The sequence below is a fragment of the Streptomyces venezuelae genome (assembly GCF_008642315.1).
Lineage (GTDB): Bacteria > Actinomycetota > Actinomycetes > Streptomycetales > Streptomycetaceae > Streptomyces > Streptomyces venezuelae_D.
Window position 1 is genome coordinate 8,525,925 of sequence record NZ_CP029192.1, and the last position, 22,381, is coordinate 8,548,305.

The 22,381-nt window shown below is 71.7% G+C and carries 23 protein-coding genes and 1 riboswitch; of the genes, 15 read left to right on the plus strand and 8 right to left on the minus strand.

Annotation, left to right across the window (positions count from 1 at the left end):
* Positions 1-13: 13 nt before the first annotated feature.
* Positions 14-457, minus strand: coding sequence for a DUF3093 family protein (locus DEJ48_RS37635; protein WP_150220579.1), 444 nt, complete (start codon positions 455-457; stop codon positions 14-16).
* On the opposite strand from DEJ48_RS37635, the gene DEJ48_RS37640 reads away from it, so the two are divergent.
* Positions 452-862 (plus strand): hypothetical protein, encoded by a 411-nt coding sequence (locus tag DEJ48_RS37640; protein ID WP_150220580.1) that lies wholly within the window; start codon positions 452-454, stop codon positions 860-862. The genes DEJ48_RS37635 and DEJ48_RS37640 overlap by 6 nt on opposite strands.
* Before the next feature lie 12 nt (positions 863-874).
* Here the strand turns inward: DEJ48_RS37640 and DEJ48_RS37645 are convergent, their stop codons facing one another.
* Entirely contained in the window at positions 875-1,840 is a 966-nt protein-coding gene (locus DEJ48_RS37645; protein WP_150220581.1) for a S41 family peptidase, read from the minus strand.
* A 58-nt stretch (positions 1,841-1,898) separates the two neighbouring features.
* Between DEJ48_RS37645 and DEJ48_RS37650 the strand changes: the two genes are divergently transcribed.
* Together DEJ48_RS37650 and DEJ48_RS37655 are read left to right on the plus strand one after the other, a co-directional pair.
* On the plus strand, positions 1,899-2,426 hold the full coding sequence (locus DEJ48_RS37650; RefSeq protein WP_150220582.1) for an ArsR/SmtB family transcription factor: 528 nt from the start codon (positions 1,899-1,901) through the stop codon (positions 2,424-2,426).
* Between the two features lie 37 nt (positions 2,427-2,463).
* A complete protein-coding gene (locus DEJ48_RS37655) occupies positions 2,464-2,961 on the plus strand; it encodes a GNAT family N-acetyltransferase (protein WP_150220583.1) in 498 nt (165 codons plus the stop codon).
* Between the two features lie 46 nt (positions 2,962-3,007).
* Here DEJ48_RS37655 and DEJ48_RS37660 read toward each other — a convergent pair whose 3' ends face one another.
* On the minus strand, positions 3,008-3,841 hold the full coding sequence (locus DEJ48_RS37660; protein WP_150220584.1) for a hypothetical protein: 834 nt from the start codon (positions 3,839-3,841) through the stop codon (positions 3,008-3,010).
* A 151-nt stretch (positions 3,842-3,992) separates the two neighbouring features.
* On the opposite strand from DEJ48_RS37660, the gene DEJ48_RS37665 reads away from it, so the two are divergent.
* Both DEJ48_RS37665 and DEJ48_RS37670 read left to right on the plus strand, forming a co-directional pair.
* Positions 3,993-4,742, plus strand: coding sequence for a class I SAM-dependent methyltransferase (locus DEJ48_RS37665; protein WP_150220585.1), 750 nt, complete (start codon positions 3,993-3,995; stop codon positions 4,740-4,742).
* Between the two features lie 62 nt (positions 4,743-4,804).
* Complete coding sequence (locus DEJ48_RS37670) at positions 4,805-5,254, plus strand: ester cyclase (protein ID WP_150220586.1); 450 nt, start codon at positions 4,805-4,807, stop codon at positions 5,252-5,254.
* Between the two features lie 20 nt (positions 5,255-5,274).
* Here the strand turns inward: DEJ48_RS37670 and DEJ48_RS37675 are convergent, their stop codons facing one another.
* Together DEJ48_RS37675 and DEJ48_RS37680 are read right to left on the minus strand one after the other, a co-directional pair.
* On the minus strand, positions 5,275-5,751 hold the full coding sequence (locus DEJ48_RS37675; RefSeq protein ID WP_150220587.1) for a VOC family protein: 477 nt from the start codon (positions 5,749-5,751) through the stop codon (positions 5,275-5,277).
* Between the two features lie 100 nt (positions 5,752-5,851).
* Positions 5,852-6,634 (minus strand): arylamine N-acetyltransferase family protein, encoded by a 783-nt coding sequence (locus DEJ48_RS37680; protein WP_150220588.1) that lies wholly within the window; start codon positions 6,632-6,634, stop codon positions 5,852-5,854.
* A 149-nt stretch (positions 6,635-6,783) separates the two neighbouring features.
* Here DEJ48_RS37680 and DEJ48_RS39980 point away from each other — a divergent pair, with 149 nt between their 5' ends.
* Both DEJ48_RS39980 and DEJ48_RS37685 read left to right on the plus strand, forming a co-directional pair.
* Positions 6,784-6,927: a hypothetical protein gene (locus DEJ48_RS39980; RefSeq protein WP_190537834.1), complete on the plus strand. Its 144-nt coding sequence runs from the start codon at positions 6,784-6,786 to the stop codon at positions 6,925-6,927.
* Between the two features lie 102 nt (positions 6,928-7,029).
* Positions 7,030-8,187, plus strand: a complete 1,158-nt coding sequence (locus DEJ48_RS37685; protein WP_150220589.1) for an epoxide hydrolase family protein — start codon at positions 7,030-7,032, stop codon at positions 8,185-8,187.
* A 59-nt stretch (positions 8,188-8,246) separates the two neighbouring features.
* On the opposite strand, the gene DEJ48_RS37690 is transcribed toward DEJ48_RS37685, so the two are convergent.
* Entirely contained in the window at positions 8,247-10,358 is a 2,112-nt protein-coding gene (locus DEJ48_RS37690) for a M6 family metalloprotease domain-containing protein (protein ID WP_190537835.1), read from the minus strand.
* Positions 10,359-10,623: 265 nt separating this feature from the next.
* Here DEJ48_RS37690 and DEJ48_RS37695 point away from each other — a divergent pair, with 265 nt between their 5' ends.
* Both DEJ48_RS37695 and DEJ48_RS37700 read left to right on the plus strand, forming a co-directional pair.
* The gene (locus tag DEJ48_RS37695) at positions 10,624-12,042 is read left to right on the plus strand and encodes a tetratricopeptide repeat protein (protein ID WP_150221629.1); all 1,419 of its coding nucleotides are present in this window, start codon (positions 10,624-10,626) and stop codon (positions 12,040-12,042) included.
* Positions 12,043-12,438: 396 nt separating this feature from the next.
* Positions 12,439-14,658 carry an MMPL family transporter gene (locus DEJ48_RS37700; RefSeq protein ID WP_150220590.1) on the plus strand — a complete coding sequence of 740 codons (2,220 nt, stop codon included), beginning with the start codon at positions 12,439-12,441 and terminating at the stop codon, positions 14,656-14,658.
* Positions 14,659-14,757: 99 nt separating this feature from the next.
* Here the strand turns inward: DEJ48_RS37700 and DEJ48_RS37705 are convergent, their stop codons facing one another.
* Entirely contained in the window at positions 14,758-15,753 is a 996-nt protein-coding gene (locus DEJ48_RS37705) for a DUF3048 domain-containing protein (RefSeq protein ID WP_150220591.1), read from the minus strand.
* A gap of 179 nt (positions 15,754-15,932) precedes the next feature.
* On the opposite strand from DEJ48_RS37705, the gene DEJ48_RS37710 reads away from it, so the two are divergent.
* The 6 genes from DEJ48_RS37710 to DEJ48_RS37735 all read left to right on the plus strand — a co-directional run bounded on the left by DEJ48_RS37710 (position 15,933) and on the right by DEJ48_RS37735 (position 21,517).
* Entirely contained in the window at positions 15,933-16,712 is a 780-nt protein-coding gene (locus DEJ48_RS37710) for a PTS sugar transporter subunit IIA (RefSeq protein WP_150220592.1), read from the plus strand.
* A 56-nt stretch (positions 16,713-16,768) separates the two neighbouring features.
* On the plus strand, positions 16,769-18,343 hold the full coding sequence (locus DEJ48_RS37715; protein ID WP_150220593.1) for a PTS ascorbate transporter subunit IIC: 1,575 nt from the start codon (positions 16,769-16,771) through the stop codon (positions 18,341-18,343).
* Between the two features lie 133 nt (positions 18,344-18,476).
* A riboswitch (cobalamin riboswitch) is annotated at positions 18,477-18,661 on the plus strand.
* Positions 18,662-18,690: 29 nt separating this feature from the next.
* Positions 18,691-19,464 (plus strand): energy-coupling factor ABC transporter permease, encoded by a 774-nt coding sequence (locus DEJ48_RS37720; protein WP_150220594.1) that lies wholly within the window; start codon positions 18,691-18,693, stop codon positions 19,462-19,464.
* Complete coding sequence (locus DEJ48_RS37725; RefSeq protein WP_150220595.1) at positions 19,464-19,865, plus strand: energy-coupling factor ABC transporter substrate-binding protein; 402 nt, start codon at positions 19,464-19,466, stop codon at positions 19,863-19,865. Before DEJ48_RS37720 ends, DEJ48_RS37725 begins: the two co-directional genes overlap by 1 nt.
* Positions 19,866-19,871: 6 nt before the next feature.
* Positions 19,872-20,621: a cobalt ECF transporter T component CbiQ gene (gene cbiQ / locus DEJ48_RS37730; RefSeq protein WP_150220596.1), complete on the plus strand. Its 750-nt coding sequence runs from the start codon at positions 19,872-19,874 to the stop codon at positions 20,619-20,621.
* Positions 20,618-21,517: an energy-coupling factor ABC transporter ATP-binding protein gene (locus DEJ48_RS37735; RefSeq protein ID WP_190537837.1), complete on the plus strand. Its 900-nt coding sequence runs from the start codon at positions 20,618-20,620 to the stop codon at positions 21,515-21,517. The genes cbiQ and DEJ48_RS37735 overlap by 4 nt, the downstream gene beginning before the upstream one ends.
* Positions 21,518-21,540: 23 nt before the next feature.
* On the opposite strand, the gene DEJ48_RS37740 is transcribed toward DEJ48_RS37735, so the two are convergent.
* Positions 21,541-22,347, minus strand: a complete 807-nt coding sequence (locus tag DEJ48_RS37740) for an endo alpha-1,4 polygalactosaminidase (protein ID WP_150221631.1) — start codon at positions 22,345-22,347, stop codon at positions 21,541-21,543.
* Between the last annotated feature and the right edge of the window lie 34 nt (positions 22,348-22,381).

A 22,381-nucleotide genomic window follows, 5' to 3' on the forward strand; every position in this document is an offset into this window, starting at 1 on the left:
CACCAGCGTGCGGTCACCCCCGGGAGAAGGCCAGCACGGCCGCCAGGTTCATCGGCTGTCGCGTCGACACATAGACGTACGGCGCGCCGCCCCAGGCGGTGGGCAGTTCGATGCGGAGCGCGGTGGGGACGTAGGAGCGCAGGAGCAGCAGCGCGTACGGGTTCGCCCTGGCCGTGCGCCACTCGAAGGCCTCCCGCTCGTCGAGGATCTCCGTCGCACCGAGCGCCTCGATGGGGATGACCCGCTTGCCGACGACGAGGGACCCCGGCGTCACCAGGATGCGCACCCTGCCGTGCAGGTGCACGAGTGTGGCGGACACCGCGATGCCTAGGGCGGCCGCGACCGCCGCGGCGAGCGCGCCGAAGGGGATCGCCGCCACGGCAAGACCCACTCCGCCGAGGGCGACGAGACCCCACCAGGAGCGGGGGACGCTCAGCCGCTCTTCGTAGATGTGCATGACCGCATCCTGGCAGGCAACCGCTACGACTACGACACCGGGCACGACGCGCTGGTCAAGGCGGTGCGGGGTGTGGTGGTCGGTTCCTGCCGGGGCGGGGTGATGGCGCTGAACGACGATCCGGCGCCGGAGCTGAGCACGCTGTACGTCGACCCACAGTGGCTGCGGAATGAGCTCGGCGCGGAACCCCGGCCGGAGAGGGGGATCTCGAAACTTGGGCAGGCGCGGGGTGTGTTCGTGAGCGTGCCCGCCGGTGAGACGTCCGCCGAAGTCACCGTCCCCACCCTCAAGGGCGAGGTGAGCGAGCCGGAGGAGTCCCTCAAGGCCCAGCTCTACGTCTACGACACGGGATGGCGGCCGCAGCCGGGCCCGGTGATCACGGGCACGGTCCGCGACGCGTCGTAGCGCAGGCGGCGCTCAAGCTGTCTGCTCCTGCTCCGGGGTGACCTTCGCAGGGTGGGGCTCGTCGGCCGGTTCGGCGGCGAGCCTCGCCTCGGCCAGCGCGTGCGCACGGTCGAGGGCCTCCTCGGCGGCGCAGGGCACGTCGGGGCGTACGCCCGTGCCTTCCCAGTTGGTGCCCGACACGGGGTTGACGGCCCGGCCCACCGGGATCGTCGCCTCCAGGTGCGGATGCACGGTCCAGCCCTCGCGCGGATGCGCGCCGCCGGCCGTCGTCTCCCCGACCACGACGGCCCGGCCCAACTGCTGGAGGTCGTAGGCGAGTTCCTCGGCGGCGGAGAACGTGCGGGCGCTCGTCAGGACGTAGAGTGGCTTGCTGCCGCCGAAGCGCGCGTTCGGCACGTGCGCAGGGCTCCAGGACTGTTCGAGGCGGTCGCCGTCGCGCCAGTACATGGAGTTCAGGTGGGTGCGTCCGTCCAACAGGTGAGCGCAGACGAAGGCGACGGTGTCCGGGTCCCCGCCGGTGTTGGCCCGCAGGTCGAGTATGAGGGCGTCGGCGGGTGCGACGAGGGTGAGCGCGGCCCCCAGCGGCTCGGCGGACCATGACAGCGGGAACAGGGCAGGAGCCAGTCCGAGCAGGGCGACGCCGCCCCCGAGCAGCTCCACGCGGGGCGCGCCGCCCAGGGTGGAGTCGAACTCCTCGCGCATCCTCGCCAGAGTGGCCGCACCCTGCTCGGTGGGCACCGGGCCGGCGTGGTGCTTGAGGCGCAGGTGGAGGTCGCCGTTGAGGGACTGGAGGTCCGCCGTGACCAGACCGGCCAGCGCGGCGGAGTCCTCGACGTCGTACGCGCCGTCGGCGAGGCGGCGTCTCAGCAGGGCGGCGAGCTGCTCGGCGGTCTCGGGGAACACGTAGTGATCCAGCAGGAGTTGACCGGTCGCTTCGATGATGGGGGCGACGTCGAGGTGGTGCGTGGCAGTCGTCATGGCAGGGGAGTACAGCAGGACTCTTTCCAAAGCGTCAAGAAGATTGGACACTTGACGCATGCCCGAGCAGCAACAGCAGTCCCCACCGCAACCAGTCCTCGCGATCGAGTCACCGGAACAGCATGCCGCGCTGGCGCATCCCATGCGGCAGCGCCTGCTCTTCCTGCTCGGCCACCGCCCCGCCACCATCAGCCAGTTGGCCGCACGGCTCGGCACGGGCAAGGGCAATGTGGCCCACCACCTGAAGGTGCTGCGGACCGCCGGGCTCGTCCACGTCGCCGAGACCCGCAAGGTCAGAGGCGGCACCGAGCAGTACTACCAGCGGGTGGGCGAGCGCATGGACGTCGCCGAACCGCGGGCCGAGGGGACGGCGGCGATGCTCGGAGCCGTGGCCCACGAACTCGGCAGGTCCGAGCGGACGACACTGTCCCTGCGCCACGTCCGCCTCAGCCCGGACAAGGCACGCCAACTCGGCGAGACCCTGGCCCGGTTGGTCGACGAGACCGAGGAGGACGCGGCGGGGGAGCCGGTGCACGGCGTGCTGGTGGCGCTGTACGAGCACGCGCAGCCGTCGGACGCGGACTGACCCGGGCACGCTCGGCAAGGCTCACTACAGTTCTCCCATGCCCGGCCCCGAGACACGCCCCGACCTGCAACTCCTCCGCGCCGACCACGTGCCCGCGCTGCGCGCCTTCGAGGAGACCAACCGCGCCTACTTCGCGGCCTCCGTCCCCGACCGAGGAGACGCCTTCTTCCGCGACTTCGACGCGACGTGCCGCGCCCGTCTTGCCGAGCAGGCCATGGGTGACTGCTTCTTCCACGTCCTGGTGGGCGACGGCGGGGAGATCCTCGGGCGGGTCAACCTGGTCGACGTGGCGGACGGCGGTGCCGAGCTCGGCTACCGGATCGCGGAGAAGGCCGCCGGGCAGGGGCTGGCCACCTGGGCCGTCCGGCAGCTGTGCGGCCTCGCCGGCACCGCGTACGGTCTCACCGGGCTGCGCGCCGCGACGACGCTCGACAACCCCGCCTCGCAGACCGTGCTCACGCGGGCCGGCTTCGTACCGGTCGGAAACATCCGCCTCGACGGCCGCCCGGGGATCAGCTACGCCCTGACGCTCTGAGGCCTGCGGGGCGGGCCCTGCCGTGCCGAGGGTCGCGCGGGCGGGGTCAAGCCGTGCGCGGCCGCGACTCGTGGAGCCGCGTGTGATACCGGCCCTCCGACTCGTATCCCTCGGGATCCTCACCCGCGAGGACCACCTGCCGCACGGCGTCACGCTGCTCCTCGGGGCTGGTGAAGAGCCGCTGCGTGTAGGTCCGCGACGAGTCGGTGACGGTGTCGAGGCCGTGTGCCGCGAGAGTCTCGGTGATGCGCCCGTAAGGCACCGTACGCAACACGAACGCGCTGACCCAGACCGGCAGCCGTGCACAGTCGAGCAGCGCGTCGAAGGTGTGGTGCGAGATGTAGCCGATGCCCCCGGTGACCGTGATCAGACCGGTGCGGGCCATCGCGCGACGCAGCCCGGAGCTGGGCGGATGCCGCTCCAGGTTCTCCGCGTACGCCTCGTCCAGCAGGCCCGCGTCCAGGGCGTAGCGCGTCGCGTTCGCCGCCATGTCGAGACCGATGACCGGGGTGGCGTCGGAGCGCCGACGCGAGGCGTAGAAGTCCTTGTCGCGCTCGATCATCTCCGCCGGAGTCAGCGCGGCGGCCTCCTCACCGGTGTAATGCGCGTACAGGTCGGCGAGCGTCAGGTCGTGGTTGAGCAGCGCCGCGTTGATGCCGTACGAGCAGCACAGGTCGAGGACGGTCACCGGGCCTCCGTCGCAGGCCGCCCGGGCGCGCAGATCACGGGTGCGGCGGAAGACCGACTGGGCGTGCTGCGGTATCTCGTACGCGAAGGGTGCCAGCGTCCGGAAGTACGCACGCGGGTCCGGCTGGTCGTAGATGTCGTCGAACCGGGTCTTGCCCGACGCATTGCTTGTCCTGTGCCGGTCTGCGGCCATGGGGCACCTCCGGGAGCGAGGAAAGGGTCTGGGGCAGACGTGCACTCCTACCGGACCCTCGCCACCCCCGATAGACCTCGTGGCGGTATCCGGCCACGGCACCACCCCGCCGCGGACCCGGCCCACCGCCCCGCTGACTACCCTGGAGACGATGTTCTCCTCCCAGGGTCCCACGCTGCGCGAGCTCGCCGTTCAGGCGTTGTCGTCCACCGAGCACGGGTACGATCTGCTCGCCCCCAAGTTCGACCGCACACCCTTCCGTACGCCTGGCCGATTCCTGGCGGCGACGACCGCCGCGCTGCGCCCCCTCGGCCCCTTCGACGCGGGCCTCGACGTGTGCTGCGGAACCGGCGCGGGCGTCGAGGCGCTGCTGCCGCTGTGCCGGGAGCGGGTCACCGGGGTGGACTTCAGCGCGGGCATGCTGGCCGCCGCAGAGGAAGCGGTGCCGGGCGACGCCGGCGGCCCGGGCGGGCCCACGGTCGACTGGGTACGGGCCGATGCCCGCGCCCTCCCGTCCTGCGGCGGCTTCGACGCCGGCTTCGACGTCGCCGTCAGCTTCGGCGCGTTCGGCCACTTCCTGCCCGCCGAGCGCCCCGCCCTGTTCGCAGGCGTACACCGGGCGCTGCGCCCGGGCGGCCTCTTCGCGTTCCCCATCGGCGCCCCGCAGCCCTTCACGTCGCCCTGGTACTGGGCGCTGCTCGGCTTCGACGGCGTGATGCGCGCCCGCAACCTCGTGCGGCGCCCGCCGTTCGTCATGTACTACCGGACCTTCCCGCTCGGCGGGGTGCGCGAGGACCTCGCGGACGCGGGCTTCGACGTGCGTCTGCTGCCGCTGGAGGATTTCGGTCGCCGCCCGGACGGCAGCCCGAACTGGCGCCTGGTCGTGTCACAAAAGCGGTAGCACCTCCGTCTCCACGGTGAGACCGCGCCTCCGTGTGCGTGGCCCGGACGAGGAGGCACGACATGCCGGCAGACCTGGCAGCCAGGAACAAGGACACCTTCGGCCGTCTGCACGCGGCGATGAACAGCCGCGACAAGGAGGCCGTCGACCACGCGGTCGACGAGTTCTTCGCGCCGGACGTACGGATCGGGACGCCGGCGCCGACCGGGACGGCGGGGAAGCAGGCGATGAAGGACGTGTGGGGGCTCCTGCTGCGGGCCTTTCCCGATCTGCACGTCGCCGTCCAGGACGTGATCGCCGAGGGGGACAAGGTCGTGTGCAGGAACACGGTGACCGGCACCCATCAAGGGCCCTATCTGGGTGTCGCGGCCACCGGGAAGTCCGTCAGCTACGAGGAGATCGTGATCGCCCGCTTCGTCGACGGGCGGGTGGCCGAGACCTGGGCGGTCGTCGACGTCCTGTCGGTCATGCGCCAGATCGGCGCGATGTCCGGCCGGGGCGGGACGGCCTGAGGCGGTGCCGACGGCGGGCGCTACGCCTTGCCGTCGGCGGCCGCCCGCAGCGCCGCCACGTCCAGCTTCTTCATGCCGAGCATCGCCTGCATGGCGCGCCGGGCCCGCTCTGCGTCCGGGTCGGTGAGGAGCTCGTTGAGCACCGTGGGGACGACCTGCCAGGACAGGCCGAACCTGTCCTTCAGCCATCCGCAGGGGCCCTCCTCGCCGCCCTCGGAGAGCCTGGACCAGTAGTGGTCGACCTCGGCTTGGTCGGCGCAGAGGATCTGGAAGGAGACGGCCTCGTTGAACGTGAAGTCGGGCCCGCCGTTGAGCGCCGTGTAGGGCCGCCCGTCGAGGACGAACTCCACGGTCAGGACGGTGCCCGCCGGGCGCGGGCCGCCTTCGCCGTAGTACGAGATGCTCGTGATCTCCGAGTTGGGGAAGACCGAGACGTAGAAGTTCGCCGCCTCCTCGCCCCGCAGGTCGAACCAGAGGCTTGGCGTGATCGTGGGCATGGCACTCTCCTGATGTGTGCGCGGCGGTCCCGTCCGCTTTTCCTGTCTGCCTAGGTGGACCGTCGCACCGCCCGGAACTCATCGCCACACGGCGAACCGGTCACTCGCCTCCGCGTACCTGCGGCTCCCGCTCCAGCACGATGCCGAAGTGCTGCTCGTACGCGGCGAGGACCTCCGCCTCCGTGGCCAGTTCGATGGTGTCGCGCTCGCCGCCCGCGGTCGTCGTCAGGGTGCGCCCGCTCAACGTGACGCGGCCGCCTTCGGTGAGGCGGGAGCAGACGAGCGACCGCGTGAAGTGCGAATCGGGCGAGGTGCGGTGGTACCAGGCGCCTGCCCTGAAGTCGGCCAGCGCGCGCGGCCTCGGCTCGGCCAGGTACTGCCGCTTGCCGTCCCTGACGACGTCCAGGTCGCCGTCCGGAGTCTCCGTGATGCGGAAGGTGCCCGCCGGGTCCGCCTGCTCGCCCCGGTCCGCGTAGGCGAGCGGCCGTTCGCTGTGGGCACCGAAGCCGACGTCCGCGAGCCAGTCGCCGCCGTCCTCCGTGCGCACGCGCAGGGCGAGGTGGTCGAAGGGGATGCCGAGCTCCCCGGCGTCGTCGTACACCCGGGCCTGCAACAGCGTGACGTCGAAGCCGAGGGCCTTGAGGAGCGCGGCGAAAGCGCCGTTGAGTTCGTAGCAGAAGCCGCCCCTGCGGGCGTCCACGACCTTGCTCACCAGCGCCTTGTCGGTGAGCTCGATGTCCTGGCCGAGGTGGATCGAGAGGTTCTCGAAGGGAACGCTGCGCAGATGCGCCAGATGCAGGTCGCGGAGGGCCCGCGAGGTCGGGGCGGCGGGGCGCTCGGCGCCGATGCGCCGCAGGTAGGCGTCGATCTGTTCGGTGTCCATGCGCACCAGTGTGGTGGGGGTGCGGTGCCGCGGCCACGGACCCCGGACGGCATCGGCGCCGTCCGGGGGTCCTAGGACTTCCGTAGGACGGCGAGAGCGCCGTCGGGAGCGGGTGCCAATTCACCGGTGGCGCACGGTCGTACGTGTGTATGATCGCCGACGACGCACGCGCCGCACCCGGCGCGAAGCGGCACGAGAGACGCATGGAGGTGAGCCCGATGACCGCGCGACACAGCACGCAGCACCCCGTCCGGGCCCTCCTGCCCGCGGCCCGCGTCCGCGACCTCGTCTGACGTCCCACGCCGGACACCCTGCATCGCAGACGCGACGCCCCCGCCAGGAGAGCCCCCCGCGACCGAACGTCGCATCCTCCTGAGCAAAGGAACCGCTCCACCGTGAACGCTACGCCCTTTCAGGTCTCCGTCCCCGACGACGTCCTCGACGACCTGCGCACCCGCCTGCGCCGCACCCTCTACACCGCGGCCTCCGACTCCACCTACTGGGCCGCGGGCACCGACCCCCGCTACCTGAGCGAACTCGTCTCCTACTGGGCGGACGGCTTCGACTGGCGCGCCGCCGAGGCCGCGCTCAACACCTTCCCGCACCGCGTCGCCGAGATCGCGGGCGCCCGTGTGCACTTCGTGCACCTGCGCGGCGTACGGCCCGATGGCGCCCCCGCGCCGCTGCCGCTGGTCCTCAGCCACGGCTGGCCGAGCAGCTACGTCGAGATGCTGCCCCTCGCGCGGCGGCTCGCCGACCCGGGGAGCCACGGCGGCGACCCCGCCGACGCGTTCGACGTCGTCGTGCCGTCCCTGCCCGGCTTCCTCCACTCCGGGCTGCCCGAAGGGCCGTTCACCCGCAGGGGCGTCGCCGGGATCTGGCACGAGCTGATGACCCGCATCCTCGGCCACGCGCGCTTCGGCGCCTTCGGCGGGGACATCGGGGGCGGCGTCACCCAGTGGCTGGGCGCCCGCTACCCGGACCACGTCGTCGGCGTGCACGTCACCTCCGCGGTGCTCCCCGCGGACTTCGACACGCGGCCGCCGACCCCCGAGGAGCAGGCCTACCTCGACCACCTGGACGCGTACGACGCCGAGGACCAGGGCTACAGCGAGATCATGTGCACCCGCCCCGACACGCTCGCCGCCGCGCTGCGGGACTCACCGGCGGGACTGCTCGCCTGGATCGTCGACAAATACCGGGACTGGAGCGACTGCGACGGCGACCTGGAGGCGCGATGGGACAAGGACACCGTGCTGACCGTCGCCACCCTCTACTGGGCCACCGGCAGCATCGGCTCGTCCTTCCGGCAGTACTACGACTACGTACGGCACCACACCCCCGTGCGCTCCATCACCGTGCCGGGGGCCATCACCCTCAGCCACGAACCGGCGTTCGCGCACTACCCGAAGAGCCTCGCCGAGCGCGTCTTCACCGACCTGCGGCACTGGAGCACCCCGGGGCGCGGCGGTCACTTCATGGCGCACGAGGAACCCGAGCAGGTCGCCCGTGAACTGCGCGAGTTCTTCCGCCCCTTGCGGCCCGCGGACTGACGGACAGCCGGACTGACGGACCGCGGGGCTGGCGGCGGAAGAACTCGCGTGGGTTTCCGTCAGCGGCCGCCCTTCTTGCTGACGGCGCAGGTGGCCGTGGCCGTCTTGTGCGGGTCGCTGACCGAGCGGGCGGTCAGGGTGAGGCGGCCCTTCGCGTGGGCTTTCGCCGTCGCGGAGACGGCGACGTCCACGTCGACCGTGGAGCCCGCCCTGGCCGTGGCCAGCTCGCTGGGCAGCCAGGCGGACCAGCCGCGGCCCGAGGCCTCGGCGGAGAGCCGGTAGACGTCGGAGTCGAGATAGCGTGCGGCGTTCTCGGGGTGCTCACCCGGCGGGTCGGCGAGGGCGCGGCCCGTGTTGGTCAGCGGGAAGGTGCAGGTCGCGCGGCCCTTCACGGGGTTGCCCGAGGCCTCGCCGCGGTGCAGCGCGGCCCCGCGGCGCTGCGGGCCCGCACCGTCGAGCGACTTCACGGCGATCGTGTACGACAGCACGCCCGCGCGGTCGCGCCGGATGTCGCTGACGTAGAAGTGCAGACGGTTGGCGCGGTCGACGTACTCGTAGGAGCTGCCGGAGTCCGTTCCCGCGTGGAAGAGGGCGTCGCTGAGCTGCCGGTAGTCGCCCATGGTGATCTTCTGCTCGGTGCCGTCGGGGCGGGTGAAGTCCACCATGTCGATGTCCTCGGGGTGGGCGTCGACCACCCAGGCGAACGGGGCGCGGTCCTGGTTCTTGGTCTTCGTGATCAGCACGCCGTTGTCCGGGGTGAAGGAGTCCATGCCCATCCGGTCCACGACCTCGACCGTGTAGTTCTCGTAGCCGCCGCCGTCGCACAGGGGGTCGGTGGCGCGGTCGCAGGCGGGGGAGAGGTCGCGGGACATGGCGATGTTGACGCCGGACAGGCCCCGCTCGCCGGGCGGCGCGGACCGGGCGGTGACCTTGGCGACGACCACGCCGGACTCGTCGAGCGCGTCGCGGTCCAGGCGCAGCACGTTCTTCTCGTCGACGATGCCGAGCTTCAGCTTGTCGCGCAGGATGTGCTGGGAGCCCATCGAACCGCCCTCGGTGGCCGGGATCTTCCAGCGGGTGTGCGGTCCGCCGGGGCCGTTGAACGAGCCGCGCGAGAGCATGCTCCAGATGCCGGTGTAGGCGCGGCTCAGGGGCTTGCCGTAGGGGTTGTTGTAGTTGTCGCCGATGCCCAGTATGTGGCTGAGCTCATGGGCGTACACCCCCATGCCCGAGCTCTCGGCCTGGGTCGACGAGCCGGTGACGGCGTTCGGCCAGATACGGGCGGCGGCCTGCCAGGAGGTCCACGGCACGTAGCGCGTCGTGGCGGCGTTGCCGCCGGAGAGGATGGGGGACGGCGGGCCCCACGTGCCCGGCACCTGACCCTCCGAGCCGAACTTCATCTGGCCGAACTCCTGCCAGGTGGAGGACTCGTCCTGCCCGGCGGTGAGATAGAAGACGAAGTCGTACTTCGCCGCCTCGGCCTCGCCGACCTGCGCGATCCAGGCCGCCTTGCCGTTGGCGCGGATGTCCTTGCCGCACGTGCTGTCGACGGGGCAGGCGCCCGGATTCATGCCGGGCTCGATGCCGTACTGGAAGGACTTGAACGGCATCCGGTACACACCGAAGGCCTTGAGGTCGACGCCGACGCGGCCGCCGGAGTCCTCCATCCAGTACTCGTTGATGGTGTGGCCGCGGTTGAGGGCGCCGGGCTTGTTGAGGAAGTCCTCGTAGAACTGCGGGAGACGGTCGCGTGGGACGTCGGAGGCGGTGCTCTGCGGATTGCCGAAGACGGTCGACCCGGCGGGCCTGCTGAGGGTGAACTCCTCGTCGGGATAGTCGAGGAGGACGAGAGCGCCCTTGAACGTCCGGTCGGTGGGCTCGATGTCGGGGTTCGCCCAGTCGGTGCCGGGCACGGAGCGGTACTCGTTCCAGGTCATGTCGTCGGGATTGCGCCAGTTCTGCGGGTCGATGGGCCGCACCAGGGACGGCCGGCCGCGGTCGGCGGCGCGCTCGGTGGCGTCGGGCGTCGCGCGGGCGGTCCCCACGGCGGCCGTCGCCATGGCGGCGAGGACGGCGACCAGGACGGTGGCGCGACGCGCCGGGCGGCGACGCGGACGGGTGGTGGCGGATCCAGGGACGGTACGTCTGGGGCGTCTGTGACGGAGGAACATGGCTCACCTCGTGCCTCTTGCCGGAAGAAAAAGGGACAAGTGCGTGACAAGCCGTTCGAGTGGTGCGTCAACCGCTGCCAAGGTAGGCCGCCCGAAGCGGTGATGCCAGAGTGCCTCCAGGGCGCCCCGAGACGGGTTCCGCGTCGGCGGCGGGGCGTCAAGTGCCCTCGCGGCGGGCAGGATTGGTGCTCCCACCCGGCGGCCGCCCACCGGACCGTCCGGCGTCTCCCCGCGGAAGGAGCCGACCATGGCAACGAAGCCGACCATGGCGGGCGACCGGCACGGCCACCCCATGTCCCGCACCGGCACCGAGGCCGTGGCCCTCTACGAACAGGCGCTGGAACACCTCCTGTTCTTCCGCGCCGACGTGGCCGACACGTCCCGGCAGCTGCTCGCCGCCGCGCCCCGCTCGGTCATGGGCCACGTACTCGCCGCCCACCTCGGCCTGCTCGGCACCGAGGAGAAGGAGGCCGCCGACGCCCGCGCCGTGTTCGAACGCTTCAAGGAGCATGTGCACCGGGGCGAGATGACACCGCGCGAGCGGATGCACGTCGCCGCCGCCACCTCCTGGCTCAGGGGCGACCTCCACCAGGCGGGCCGGGTGCTCGGCGAGATCTCCGTGGAGTACCCGCGCGACGTGCTGGCGCTGGCCGTCGGCCACCAGATCGACTTCTTCACCGGCAACGCGGGGCGCCTGCGCGACCGCATCGGCGGCGCCCTGTCCGCCTGGGACGCGTCGGACCCGCAGTACGGCCCCGTCCTCGGCATGTACGCCTTCGGGCTCGAGGAGTCGGGCCACTACGAACAGGCGCGGGAGATCGGACTCGCCGCCGTCGAGCGCAGGCCGCACGACGTCTGGGGCATCCACGCCGTGGTGCACACCTACGAGATGCAGGGCCGGTTCGCCGACGGCATCCGCTACCTCGACGCCCGCACCGCGGACTGGGCGACCGGCAACTACCTCAATGTGCACAACTGGTGGCACTACTGCCTCTACGCCCTCGAGGCCGGCGACACCACGCGCGTCCTGGAGATCTACGACGCGGCCCTGCACCACGCGGAGTCGACGGGAGCGGCGATGGAACTCCTGGACGCGGCCGCCCTGTTGTGGCGGCTGCGGCTGGCCGGGCAGGACACGGGGGACCGATGGGGGCCGCTCGCCGACGCCTGGGCCGCCCGTCACGACGGCGCGTACTACGCCTTCAACGACGTGCACGCGGTGATGGCGTACGTCGGCGCGGGCCGTAGCGCGGACGCCGAACGGCTGGTGCGCGCGCGTGAGCGGTACGTCGCGTGCGGCGGCTCCGGCGTGTCCAACCACGCCATGACCGCGGACATCGGGCTGCCCGTGTGCCGCGCGTTGATCGCGTACGGGGAAGCCCACTACGACCGGGCCGTGGACCTCCTGCTCCCCGTACGGCACCGCCTGGGCGAATACGGAGGGAGTCATGCCCAGCGCGACGCCGTGCACAAGACGCTGCTGGAGGCAGCGCTGCGCGCCGGCCGCCACGAGCTGTCCCGCACCCTGCTGAGCGAGCGCATCAGCCTGCGCCCGGTCTGCCCGTACAACTGGCTGGCCCAGGCCCGCCTCGCCGACGCGCTGGGCGAGGACGCGCGGGCCGCGGTGGCCCGCGCCAGGGCGGACGAGCAGGCGGCGGACGGCGCGGCGGTCCTCGAACGCTGACGCGCGGACGGCTCGGGCGAGCCACAGCGGCGAATTCCGGCCACCGGCCGTATCTGTCGCCTCGCCGCGCAGATGTGTGTGTAGTGCAGGTATGCGGGCCGAGCTGCGGCGCGGCACAAGGGGAGTCGCATATTCCGCGCCAATGGTGAAGAAACCGTTGACACGTGACTGCACCCTGTGGCCTAGAAAGCGAGATCCGCTCTCCTCCCAGGGGATGACACTCCGCGCGACGCAGTACAGCGAGCGTGGGTCGATAGTCCGGCTCGCAGGCGGACTTGCTCACCTCAAAGGGCGGTGAAGATTGAGGGGAAATCCTGCTGGACCCCCTGACGTGTGGCGATCGCCTCGGCAGTGGGTCATCCATGCCTGCCGAACCCGACGGGAGTCCCCTTCGCCGTGGCTACGTTCCTGTACAAACTAGGCCGCCTTGCCTTCCGGCGGCGCCGCTACGTGGCGCTGCTGTGGGTCGTGGCCCTGGCGGGGGCCATCTTCGCCTCCTCGGCGGCTCCCGCCCCGCCCGAGGACTCCTTCTCCATGCCGGGAACGGAGTCGCAGAAGGCCTTCGACCGCCTTGAGGAGCACTTCCCCGACGCCAGCGCCGACGGAGCAAGCGCCCGCGTCGTGATCCGCGCCCCCAAGGGCGAGAAGCTCACCGAGGGGCAGCAGAAGAGCGAGGTCGACCGGCTCGTCGACACCATAGGCAAGGGCCCGCAGGTGTCGAGCGTCGACGACCCCTTCAAGGCCAACGCCGTCAGCAAGGACGGCACCACCGCCTACGCCTCGGTCACCTACAAGGTCACCGCCTCCGAGCTCACCGACAAGGCCAGGGACGCCCTGACCGCGGCGACCGACAAGACCCGCGACGCGGGCTTCACGGTCGAGACCGGCGGTGACGCCGTCATGGCCGAGCAGGAGATGGGCGGCAGCGCCGAACTCATCGGCATCGCCATCTCCGCGGTCGTCCTGATCCTCACCTTCGGTTCGCTGGTCGCCGCGGGCATGCCGCTCCTGACCGCGATCATCGGCGTCGGCATCGGCATCTCCGGCATCGCGGCGCTCGGCAGCACCCTCGACCTCTCCGCCACGACGTCCACGCTCGCGATGATGATCGGCCTCGCCGTCGGCATCGACTACGCCCTCTTCATCGTCTCCCGCTACCGAGCGGAGATAGCCGAGGGCCGCGAACCGGAGGAAGCCGCGGGCCGGGCCACCGGAACCGCCGGATCCGCCGTCGTGTTCGCCGGCCTCACCGTGGTCGTCGCCCTCTCGGGCCTCGCGATCGTCAACATCCCGATCCTCACCAAGATGGGTCTGGCCGCAGCGGGCACCGTCGTGATCGCCGTCCTCATCGCGCTCACCATGATCCCCGCGCTGCTCGGCTTCGCGGGCCGCAAGGTGCTGCGCCGCAAGGACCGCAAGAAGTCCGCGAGCGAACTGTCCGACCCGAACGCCAAGCCGAAGCTCGGCACCCGCTGGGCGCGCTTCGTCCTGCGCCACCCGCTCTCCGTGCTCCTGGTCGCCGTCCTCGGCCTCGGTGCCGTGGCCGTGCCCGCCGCGAGCCTGGAGCTCGGCCTGCCCGACGAGGGCTCGTCCGCGCCGGACACCACGCAGCGCAAGGCGTACGACATGCTGTCCCAGTCCTTCGGCGCCGGCTTCAACGGCCCGCTGATGGTCACGGTCAGCAAGGACTCCGGCGTCGCCGACGCGGCCAAGACCGTCGGCGACTCGATCGCCAAGATCGACGGTGTCGCCGCCGTGACCCCCGCCCAGGCCAACAAGGCGGGCGACACCGCGATCCTGAACGTGATCCCGAAGACGGGCCCGAGCGACCACGACACCGAGGAACTGGTCAAGTCGATCCGGTCGACCGCCGACGGCATCGGCGACGACACAGGCTCCGAGATCCTGGTCACCGGCCAGACCGCGATGACCATCGACTTCTCGCAGACGCTCGACGACGCACTCCTGCCCTACCTCGGCCTGGTCGTCGGACTCGCCTTCCTGCTCCTGATGCTGGTGTTCCGCTCCGTCCTGGTCCCGCTCAAGGCGGCCCTCGGCTTCCTGCTCTCGGTGGCCGCCGCGCTCGGCGCCGTGGTCGCGGTCTTCCAGTGGGGCTGGCTCGCCGACATCGTGGGCGTCGACCAGCCGGGCCCGATCATGAGCATGATGCCGATCTTCATGATCGGTGTGGTCTTCGGTCTGGCGATGGACTACGAGGTCTTCCTCGTGACCCGGATGCGCGAGGCGTACGTCCACGGGGCGCGCCCCGGCGAGTCGGTCGTGACCGGCTTCACCCACGGCGGACGGGTCGTGGCCGCGGCCGCGATCATCATGATCAGCGTCTTCTCCGGCTTCATCATGGAGAACGACGACATGATCAAGATGATGGGCTTCGGCCTGGCCATCGCCGTCCTCTTCGACGCCTTCGTCGTCCGCATGGCGATCGTGCCCGCCGTCCTCGCGCTGCTCGGCAAGTCCGCCTGGTGGCTGCCGCGCTGGCTGGACAAGGCGCTGCCGAACGTGGACGTGGAGGGCGAGAAGCTCCACAGGAACCTCGGCGACACCCCGGCGCCCGACGCCGAGACCGACCGGGAACTGGCCCCCGCGGGCCGCTGACCCACCGCGGTCCTCGCTGAGCGGGCCGGTCGGGACACCCCACAAGTGGGGGGAGTCCCGACCGGCCCGCTCGGTCGTTCCCGGGGCGCGGCCCGGCAGTCAGCGGCGGTCCGCGTAGACCATCCAGACCTGGCCGGGGGCGAAGGGCATCGGCTCACCGTTCGGCCGGGTGAACGTGGTGCCCCCCGTCGCCGTGGAACGCTCCCAGCGCGTCGCGTACCGCTTGCCGTTGCGCAGCACCGTCGCCTTTCCGCGGCCGACCGTCTCGATGTACGGCGTCACCGCCCCGTTGACGTCCTTGAAGCGCGACGGACGCATGTTCACGTACTGGATCACGATGGTGCGGGCACCGAGCTGCCGCCCCGACGAACTGCGGGCCGGGGCGCCGTCGAAGGACGCGAGCCAGCGGCCCTGCCGCGGCGACCAGCGGAAGGTGTGGCTCGCGGACGCGTACCTGACGGTCCGCGCGGCGGTGCGGGCGCCGCCCGCCGGAGCCGGGCCGAACCGGAAGCCGATGTCGGCCGGACGGGTGGCCCGCGGCGCCGAGCGCAGCAGGGCCTTCGGGCGGACGAAGAGGTTGTGCGGCGCGGGGCGCCCGCTGTGGCGGAAGTACGCGCCCGGCACGCGGCCGTGCGAGCGCGCGTACAGCGGCGAGTTCCGCAGCACCTTCTGCAGGGCGCTGCGCACCCCGGAGTAGGCGAGAGCGGGCCGCCCGAACTGGCGCAGCAGCTCGATGTCCGACTCGCGCGCACTGCGCACCGGCCCGACGGCCTTCGGCAGTTTGCTGGAGTACACGCCCATCAGACGGCTCATGCCGCCCTCGACCTTCTCCACGTAGACGATGTCCGCGCGGTCGAGACCGGTGTGCGGCCGGGCGCGGCGCGCGTTGTCGAACTTCACGGCGAGGACCGGGTTCTGCCGTGCCGACTGTCCGGTGAAGGGCGAGGTGGTCCGGGGCGCCGGGGCGTCCTCGGGGGAGGGGGCGCTCGCGTACGAGGGGGCTCCCACGGTGAGCGAGGCGGTGGCGACCAGCGCGAGCACTTTCGCGCCGATGCGGGTGCGGCGGGTGGCCCGGGCTCTCGATGCTGCCTTCAAGGCGTCTCCATTCGTGGCGGGGCGGCAGCCGCAGATGTACCTCGGCCGCCGGTAGGGCCAATCACGCCTGGGCCATCCACCGACGCCCGGTCACTCTTTTCGGGGGACGGCCCGCGTGGCGCCGCCCCGAACGGCGCTGCGGACGTGCCGGGCCGTGCGCGTCGGAGAGAATCATGGGCATGGCAGCGCTGAACGAGATCCTCCCCGTCGAAGCCGTGTCCCTCGACGTCCCCGCGGCCGACTGGCGCGAGGCCGTCCGGCGCGCCGGTGACCTGATGGTCGCGACGGGCGCCGCCACGGACACGTACACCGCGGAGATGATCGAGAACGTCCAGGAGAACGGGCCGTACATCGTCATCGCGCCCGGCCTTGCGTTCGCACACGCCAGACCCTCGCCCGCCGTGCTGCGCACCGGCATGTCCTGGGTGCGGCTCGCGGCCCCCGTCGAGTTCGGCCACGAGACGAACGACCCCGTCGAGCTCGTCGTCGGCCTCGCCGCGCGCGACGCCTCCGAACACACGGCGGCGATGGGCGCGCTCGCCCGGCTGCTCGCCGACCCCGACACGGCGAGAGCCCTGCGCGAGGCACCCACCCCGCAGGCCGTGCACGCCATCCTCGGCGGGGGCGGGAGAGCGGAGCAGGCGCCGCGGAAGGGGGCCGCGCGCGGCGGGGACCTGCACAAGATCCTGACCGTGTGCGGCAACGGCGTCGGCACGAGCCTGTTCCTCAAGCAGACCGTCGAGGGCGTCCTGGACCGCTGGGGATGGGACCGGTACGTCACCGTCGAGGCGACCGACACCATCTCGGCCAAGGGCAAGGCGAACGAGGCCGTCGCCATCCTCACCTCGCGGGAGATCGCAAGGACCCTCGGTGACGTGGGCGTTCCGGTGAAGGTCGTCGAGGACTTCACCAGCGCCACGGAGGCCGACCGCGTCCTGAGGGACACCTACGACGTCTGACCGGACGCCGCGGACGCCGTGGCACCGGCGGACCGGGCAAGGAGAGAGAACCCACCATGGACTGGCTCGTGTCGATCGCCGAGTTTCTCGTCAACGAGATCCTCAGCCAACCCGCCTATCTCATCGGCCTCATCACGGCCGCGGGCCTCATCGCGCTGAAGAAGTCGGCAGGGCAGATCGTCGGCGGAGCCATCAAGGCGACGCTCGGCTTCCTGCTCATCGGAGCCGGCGCCACCCTCGTCGTCGGCGCCCTCGCCCCGCTCGGCGAGATGATCCAGGGAGCCACCGGGGCGCACGGCGTGATCCCCACCAACGAGGCGATCGTCGGCATCGCCCAGGAGCAGTACGGCGCCCGCGTCGCCTGGCTGATGATCCTCGGCTTCGCCATCAGTCTGCTCCTCGCCCGCTTCACCCCGTTGCGCTACGTCTTCTTGACGGGCCATCACATGCTGTTCATGGCCACCCTGCTGACCATGGTCCTGGCCATCGCGGGCCAGTCCTCGTGGGTCGTGGTCGTCGTCGGAGGCGTCCTGCTCGGCATCCTGCTGGTCTCCCTGCCCGCCTTCGCGCACCCCTGGACCAAGCGCGTCACCGGCAACGACAGTGTGGCGATCGGACACTTCGGGACGGCCGGGTACATCGCCGCGGGCGCGACGGGGCAGCTGGTGGGCCGCCGCAGCCGCAGCACCGAGGAGATGGACCTCCCCGAAGGCCTGCGCTTCCTGCGCGACTCGATGGTCGCGACCGCCCTGTCCATGGTGCTGATCTACCTGATCATGTCGCTGGTCTTCCTGGCCAAGGTGGGCAAGGAGGAGGCGTTCAAAGCCTTCGGGGAGAGCGGGGCGGCGGGTGCGAGCGGCGTCGGCGACTACGTCATGCAGTCCGTCATGCAGGGCCTCCAGTTCGGCATCGCCGTAGCCGTGATCCTCTTCGGCGTCCGGACGATCCTCGGCGAACTCGTCCCGGCCTTCCAGGGCATCGCCCAGAAACTGGTGCCCGGCGCGGTGCCGTCGCTCGACGCGCCCATCGTCTTCCCCTACGCGCAGAACGCCGTCCTCGTCGGCTTCATCTCCAGCTTCGTCGGCGGCCTCGTCAGCCTCGGCCTGCTCGCCTGGATCTTCCATCCCGCCTTCGGGCTCGCGCTCGTCCTGCCCGGCCTGGTCCCGCACTTCTTCACCGGCGGCGCCGCCGGCGTCTACGGCAACGCGACCGGCGGCCGCCGGGGTGCGGCCGTCGGCGCCTTCGTCAACGGCGTCCTCATCACGTTCCTGCCCGCACTCCTCCTGAAGGTCCTCGGCGCATTCGGGGACGAGAACACGACCTTCGGCGACGCCGACTTCGGGTGGTTCGGCACGCTCGTCGGCTACGCGGCGAAAACGGGGGAGACCGGCGGCATCGTCCTGATGCTGCTGACCGGTGCGGCCGTGCTCGTCGGCGCCATCGTCGTCCAGAAGCGGGTCGTGGAGACCGGCTGGGACCCCGGCGCCCGCCGCGACGCCCTGCTGCCGCCGGACCAACCCCGCGCCACGGAGAACGCCCCGGCGGCCGACGGCGCACCGATCTCCTACGCGAAGATCGCACCCCCGCGCGGAGCACCGAAGCCGCCCCCGCCGCCGGACACCGGAGCCTGAACGTCCGCAGGCCCGCGCCCGGGCCCCGTCCGACCCGTCACAGCTGCTGAACAGGGGCGTACGCGACGGTGTGCGCGCTCGTGCTTGCCACCGACGCGACCGGCGCGCAAGTTGTCAGCACGTCTGATGCGCACTAATGTCGCCACGCCTTGGTGAACGGGAAATCCGGTGTGATGCCGGTGCGGCCCTCGCCACTGTGATCGGGAAGTCCGGCTCCAGCCCTCGCGGCAGCCACTGGGTACGCACGTACCCGGGAAGGCGGAGTCCGGTCGGTACGACCCGTCAGCCAGGAGACCGGCCAAGGCGCGTTGTCCATCCACGAGGTGCTGGAGAGGGTCTGCCGAGCCATGCACATAGCCGAGGGTTTCCTCCCACCGGCGCACGCGATCGCCTGGGGCGTAGCGTCCGCGCCGTTCGTCGTCCACGGAGTCCGCTCCCTGACCCGTGAAGTCAAGGAACACCCGGAGAGCACGCTGCTCCTCGGCGCCTCCGGGGCCTTCACTTTTGTCCTTTCCGCCCTGAAGATCCCTTCCGTGACGGGCAGTTGCTCACACCCGACGGGGACCGGGCTCGGGGCGATCCTGTTCCGGCCGCCGATCATGACGGTGCTCGGAACGATCACCCTGCTCTTCCAGGCGCTGCTGCTCGCCCACGGCGGGCTCACCACCCTGGGCGCCAACGTCTTCTCCATGGCGATCGTCGGGCCCTGGGCGGGATACGCCGTCTACCGGCTCCTCAAGCGGTACGACGTGCCGCTCATGGTCGCCGTGTTCTTCGGCGCGTTCGTCGCCGACCTGTCCACGTACTGCGTCACCAGCGTCCAGCTGGCCCTGGCGTTCCCCGACCCCAGCAGCGGCTTCCTGGGCGCCCTGGGCAAGTTCGGCGGCATCTTCGCCGTCACGCAGATCCCGCTCGCGGTCAGCGAAGGCCTGCTCACCGTCCTCGTGATGCGGCTGCTCGTGCAGTCGAGCAAGGGCGAACTCACCCGCCTCGGCGTGCTGTTGCAGCGCAAGCAGCCGACCGTGACGTCCGAGCCCACGGAGTCGGCCGAGCCCACGGAGTCGGCCGAGCCCAAGGGGTCGACCAAGCCGACCGAGACGCAGACGGGGGCCAGTGCCTGATGAGCCGTAATGCCAAGATCAACACTGTGCTGCTCCTCATCGTGGCCGCACTCGCCGTGCTGCCCCTCGCGCTCGGACTCGGCGACGACGAGGAGGAGCCGTTCGCCGGCGCCGACGCCCAGGCGGAGACGGCGATCACCGAGATCAAGCCGGACTACGAGCCGTGGTTCTCGCCGCTGTACGAACCCCCGTCCGGCGAGGTCGAGTCGGCGCTCTTCGCCCTCCAGGCGGCCCTCGGAGCGGGCGTCCTCGCCTACTACTTCGGGCTCCGCAAGGGCCGCAAGCAGGGCGCGGAACAGGCACGCGCCGAGCAGGCACACGCCGAGACGCGGGCCGAGTCCTCCGGGGAGCGGGAGCCGGTCGTCGCGGACGGCGGCCAGGCCGAGACCGAGCAGGTCTGACCCGGCGTGCTGCCCATCGACGCGGCGGCGCACAGCAGTCGCTGGCGCCGCCGCCACCCCGTGGACAAGGCCGTGCTGGGACTCGGCCTCACCGTTCTCGCCGTCTCGCTGCCGCCCTGGCCGGGCGCCGTCCTGGTGCTGGCCGCCGCACTCGTCCTGCTGCTCGGCCCCGCGGGCGTCCCGCCCCGCAAACTGTGGCGCGCCTACCGTGTGCCGCTCGGCTTCTGCGTCAGCGGCGCGCTCACCCTGCTCGTCCAAGTGGGCGGCCCCGACGGGTTCGTGACGTTCGCGGAAGGCGGCCCGGCGCGTGCGGGCGGACTGCTTCTGCGGACCTCCGCGGCCTCGCTCGGCGTGCTCCTGTTCGCCTTCACGACCCCCATGTCCGACCTGCTGCCGCGCCTCGTGAAGGCGGGCGTGCCCGCACCCGTCGTGGACGTGGCACTCGTCACGTACCGGATGAGCTTCCTGCTCCTGGACTCCATGAGCCGCATCCGGCAGGCGCAGGCCGCGCGTCTCGGCCACACCACCCGCGCCGCCACCTGGCGCTCGCTCGCCGGTCTCGGCGCCACCGCGTTCGTGCGCGCCTTCGACCGGGCGAGCCGCCTGCAGGCCGGTCTCGCCGGGCGCGGCTACGACGGCACCCTGCGTGTCCTCGTGCCCGAGGCCCGGATCTCCCGCCCGTTCATCGCGGCGGGTGCGGCACTTCTCGTGGGCCTGGCGGCCCTCACCCTCGTACTGGAAAGGTTCCTCCCATGAGCGAGCCGAGGGCTCTGCGTGAGCCGGACGCTCCCGCAGGACCGCACGCGTCCCTCGTCGCCCTGCGCGCGGCGGCCTACGCGTACGAGGACGGGCCCACCGTCCTCAGCGGCCTGGACTTCGACGTCGTCGACGGGCGCGCGCTCGCGCTGCTGGGGCGCAACGGCAGCGGCAAGACGACCCTCATGCGTCTGCTCAGCGGCGGACTGCGCCCCGCCGAGGGAAGCCTGAGTCTTGAGGGGACCCCGGTCACGTACGACCGCAAGGGCCTGACTCGACTGCGCACCACCGTGCAGCTGGTCGTCCAGGACCCGGACGACCAGCTGTTCGCCGCGTCGGTCGAGCAGGACGTGTCGTTCGGCCCGCTCAACCTCGGCCTGCCCGACCCGGAGGTCCGGACCCGGGTCGCCGAAGCGCTCGCCGCCCTCGACATCACCCGGCTCGCCGACCGGCCCACCCACCTGCTCTCCTACGGCCAGCGGAAGCGGACCGCCATCGCCGGAGCCGTCGCGATGCGCCCCCGCGTCCTCATCCTCGACGAGCCGACCGCCGGGCTCGACCCGGACGGCCAGGAACGCCTGCTCGACACCCTGCAAGGACTGCGGGACACCGGTACGACCGTGGTCATGGCGACCCACGACGTGGACCTGGCCCTGCGCTGGGCGGACGACGTGGCGCTGCTCACCCCCTCCGGCGTACGGACGGGGCCGGCCGCGCAGATGCTGGCCCGCCGCGACCTCCTCGTCCAGGCCGGCCTGCACCTGCCGTGGGGCATCGCGGTCGGCGAACTCCTCCGGGCCCACGGCCTGCCGACCGGCACGCCCGAAGGCCCGCGCACGGCCGAGGAGTTGGCGGCACTGGTGGCGGGACGGGCAGGTGGGGCGGACGAGGCCTGACCGCTGTGCGGGGTGCCGGTGCCTCAGCAGTGCCGGTACACGTATCCGTCCTCGCCCCTCGGCCGGACATCACGGTCGCGCAAGGTGACGGAGAGCTTCTTGCCCCAGGCGCGGCACGCCGCGTCGAAGTCCTTCGTCACGTACTCGATGTCGAAGACCCTCCCGTCGTACGCGGACGTGAAGTCGGGGCACTCCTTGTAGTGGGCGCACTCCTCGGTCACCGCGAAGTCGAAGCCGATCCGCTTCCGGTGGTCCAGCAGGTCGGTGGTGTTCTTCTGCGCGATGGCCAGGCCCTGGCTGTGGGCGCGCCGGGCGAGGAGCCGGGCGAAGGCGGCCGCGTCATCGGTGGTGAGCAGGCCGTCGGAGCGTTCGTAGGAGTCGAGGTTGTCGGGCTCCACCGCGTCGAAGCCCGCCTCGGCGCACCCGTCGATCCACTCCCCGACGATCTCGGCGAGCGCTTCGCGCTTCTTGGGCGTGGAGATGTCGAGGAGCGGCTCCTGCCAGTCCTCGTCGACGACCGTCCGCCCGTCCTTGTCGCGGAGGACGAGATCGCTGTGCTCGCGCTGCCACCAGCGCGCCGCCTGCTTGCCGGGCTGGGCCTGGAAGGCGTTGACGTAACAGATGTTGTAGAGGCCCGGGGCCGGGTCGGCGGTGCGGTCACGCGAGACGGCGCGCACCTTCGCGGGGGGCTTGTAGGGGCCGCCCAGCTGATAGTCGAAGGTCGCGTTCACGGGCGGCTGTCGCACGTCGTCCTCGCCGGATCCGGCGGACGTGCCGGATCCGGCGGTCGAGCACCCGACGAGGAGCGCGAGCAGCAGCGCGCCGCCCATCCCCGTCCGCAGGGTGCGGTTCTTGCTGCTGTGC